This is a genomic window from Sulfurihydrogenibium yellowstonense SS-5 (assembly GCF_000173615.1).
GTDB classification, from domain to species: Bacteria; Aquificota; Aquificia; order Aquificales; family Hydrogenothermaceae; genus Sulfurihydrogenibium; species Sulfurihydrogenibium yellowstonense.
The window spans coordinates 1-3,323 of sequence record NZ_ABZS01000182.1; the positions used below are offsets into that span (position 1 = coordinate 1).

General features: G+C 34.1%; 3 protein-coding genes and 1 pseudogene. All 4 read left to right on the forward strand.

Translation table 11 applies throughout. The features are described from left to right. The coding region (locus SULYE_RS07150) for a CZB domain-containing protein (RefSeq protein WP_007547962.1) at positions 1-516 on the forward strand (516 nt) is incomplete at its 5' end. 97 nt (positions 517-613) lie between these two features. Then, positions 614-814, forward strand: a pseudogene (locus tag SULYE_RS07155) (methyl-accepting chemotaxis protein); the annotation flags it as partial. A gap of 33 nt (positions 815-847) precedes the next feature. Then, positions 848-1,792, forward strand: a complete 945-nt coding sequence (locus SULYE_RS07160) for a chemotaxis protein (RefSeq protein WP_007547966.1) — start codon at positions 848-850, stop codon at positions 1,790-1,792. A 33-nt stretch (positions 1,793-1,825) separates the two neighbouring features. Continuing rightward, the coding region (locus tag SULYE_RS07165) for a chemotaxis protein CheA (protein WP_007547967.1) at positions 1,826-3,323 on the forward strand (1,498 nt) is incomplete at its 3' end.

Consider the following 3,323-nt stretch of genomic DNA (forward strand, 5'->3'; position numbering starts at 1 on the left):
CTAAAAAATTCAGAAAATTTTGAAACATCTTCCAATGATTTAAAAAGATATGCAACAGAAATAGAAAATTCTTCAAAAAAAACATTCAACGAGCTTTTTGATTCATGGAATGTATTCAGAGAGTTAAAAGAAATAACAAAAGATGAAAATCTAAAGCTTTATATATATTTAATCGAAAAAATTATAGACCATGCTAAGTTTATGCTAAACATAGCTGAAGCAGTTGAAAGAAGGGAAATTATCAACGTTGCATCCCATCATGAATGTGATTTAGGTAAATGGTATTACTCTGTTGGTTCAAAAGAAATAACAATATGCGGAGCAGAAGGAGAAAGGTTATTTAGAGATATTGAAGCTCCACACAAAAATTTACACGATATAGGCAGACAAGTTATGGAAGCAATGAAAAGAGGAAACGTGGACGAGATTATACAGCTACTTAGCAAAATGTTAGAAGATAGCCAAAATATAATCAATGATTTAGTAAGATTGGGTGAAAGCTGTATTAGAACGTGAGACGTTAAACGTCCAACGTTAAAAAAATGGAGGTAAGGAAATGGAAAACCAAGAAATTAATAAAAACGTAGAAGATATAAAGAGAATGGTAGATACAATAAAGAAGATAGCTAAGCAAAGCAACTTGCTCGCACTAAATGCGGCCATAGAAGCTGCAAGAGTTGGAGAGATGGGTAAAGGATTCTCCGTTGTAGCAAGTGAATTTAGAAAGTTAGCAGATGACACCAATAAAATAGCAACAGAAATAGCAATATTAATATCTAATTTGGAAGAAGAACTTAAAAACGTGAGTAGGTGAGGAAGTGAGTAGGTAAGACGAAAGGAGGCTAAAATGGAATACGGATTACCAGAAACCCTTAAGACAGGACAGAACGAATTAGAGATTATAGATTTTAGAATATTTGAGAGAAAAGAAGACGGCGGTATATACCAATGGATACTTGGGGTTAACGTTGCTAAAGTTAGGGAAGTTTTAAGAATGCCAAAGCTTACAAAAGTTCCTAATATGCCACCAGAGATTGAAGGAATGGCAGAAATCAGAGGAGAACTTATTCCAGTTGTTAGTTTGGCAAAATGGATGAAGATTCCAGAAGAAGAAGAGTTTAAAAAATACTTGCTTTTTATGGAGTTTTTGAGGGAAAAGGTAGGAGTGATAATTCACGCAGCAAAAAGAATAAGAAGAATTCAGTGGTCTGATATAAAAAAAGCACCCGACATTTTAAATACAAGATTAAATGGCAGAATTACAGGAGTAGTAGATACTGAAGAAGGATTATTATTAATATTGGACTTTGAAGGTATCTTGAGTGATATGAACTTACTTACAGTGTTTAACGTTGAGCCAGACCAAGAAAGAAAAGCTAAAAAGAAATTAAGAATACTCGTTGCTGAAGACTCTGCCGTAGCAAGAAAAATAATAAAAGATATTTTAGAGAGCGCAGGGCATGAAGTAATAATGACAGAAAGTGGAAAGCAAGCATGGGAAAAGTTAAACGAAATTTTTGAAAGAGCTAAAGCAGAAGGAAAAAGTGTTAGAGATTACATTGACTTAGTATTAACTGATATTGAAATGCCAGAGATGGACGGTTTGACTTTAACAAACTTGATAAAGCATACAGCAGGATTTTTAAATTTACCAGTAATTGTAAACACAACTTTATCCGATGAAGCAAACAAACAGAAAGCTTTTTCAGTTGGAGCTGATGATTATCTTGTTAAATTTGATGCATCTCATCTTATTGAGTTAGTGGATAAAATGGGGGTTAAAGCGTTGTGAGAGCATGAGCGAATAAATGTAAGGAGTGCGGCAATGATACCCAATGAACTAAGAGAATTATTTGATGAGTTTCTTGTTGAAGCAAGAGAGCATCTTGAAAATTTAGAGAATAAACTTTTAGAGTTAGAAAAAGATCCAGATAATCCAGAGCTTTTAAATGCAGCTTTTAGAAGCATGCATACATTAAAAGGTGGTGCAGGATTCCTTGGGCTGACCGCAATAGTTGAAACAGCACATAAAGCTGAGGATATTCTGGGTAAATTAAAAGAAGGAAAAATGAGATTCTATCCTGAAATAGGAGATGTTCTACTAAAAGCAGTTGATTTTATTAAAGAAGCTCTTAGGTTTTATGAAGATGGAGAATCAGTAGAGCCAGATCTATATTTGATAGAAGAGTTAAAATCAATTTTGGAAGGTAAAAAGTCAGAAGTTAAAGCAGAAGGTTCTAATGCAGAAAGTAGCAAAGAAACAACCTTAGATAAATTATTAAAAAAATATAACCTACATCATCTTATTGGTAAGCCAGTAGAAGAGATTTTAGAAGAGTTGGTGCTGCTGCCACCAAGTAAAAGACCGCAAGAAATTGTAGATTATATAGATAAAATACTGTCGGGTGAGATTGTAGAGGAAGAAGATACATCATCTATCTTACCAATTTTAGAAGAAGAAGCGGCAGAAAGAATGCTTGAAATGATAGAAAAAGAAATAACACCAGAGGCTCAAAATAACCCTCCAGATACCAAAAAGGAAGTAAGCCAGGAAGGTCAGACTATTGAAAAATCAGAAAATACAGAAATAAAACCACAAGAGCAAAGAAAAGCACCAGCAAAGAAAGAGGAAGAAGAAAGAGTATTAAGAATAGATGTTCAAAAAATAGAAGACTTGATGAAGCTTGTTGGGGAGCTTGTTCTTGATAGAAATAGATTGATGAGAGTGGTTGGAGAAATAACTCAAAATATGCAACCTAACAAATACACAGAAGAGCTTGAAAGCGTTGCATCGTCAATAGATAAAATTGTCGGAGACCTACAACTTGCCGTAATGAAAACAAGAATGCAACCTGTAAAAAGACTATTCCAGAAATTTACAAGAGTTGTAAGAGACCTGTCAAAGGTTGTAGGAAAAGAAGTTGAGCTGATTATTATTGGCGAAGATACAGAAATGGACAAATCTATTTTAGAAAAGTTAGAAGAACCTTTGGTTCACATCATCAGAAATGCATTAGACCATGGTATTGAACCACCAGAAGAAAGAAAAATACTTGGCAAACCACGTGTAGGTAAAATTATATTAAAAGCATATTATCAAGGAGATAGGGTATATATTGAAATTGAAGATGACGGAAGAGGTATAGACCCGCAAAAGGTGGCACAAAAAGCATTAGAAAAAGGATTAATCACAAAAGAACAGCTTGAAAAAATGACAGAAAAAGAAATACTTCAACTCGTATTCATACCAGGATTTTCAACCAAAGACCAAGTGTCTGAGATATCAGGTAGAGGCGTAGGCATGGATGCAGTTATGAATACAG

Excerpts from the sequence above, each read along its gene's own strand:
- SULYE_RS07160 (WP_007547966.1), top strand. The coding sequence starts at position 848 with ATGGAATACGGATTACCAGAAACCCTTAAGACAGGACAGAACGAATTA.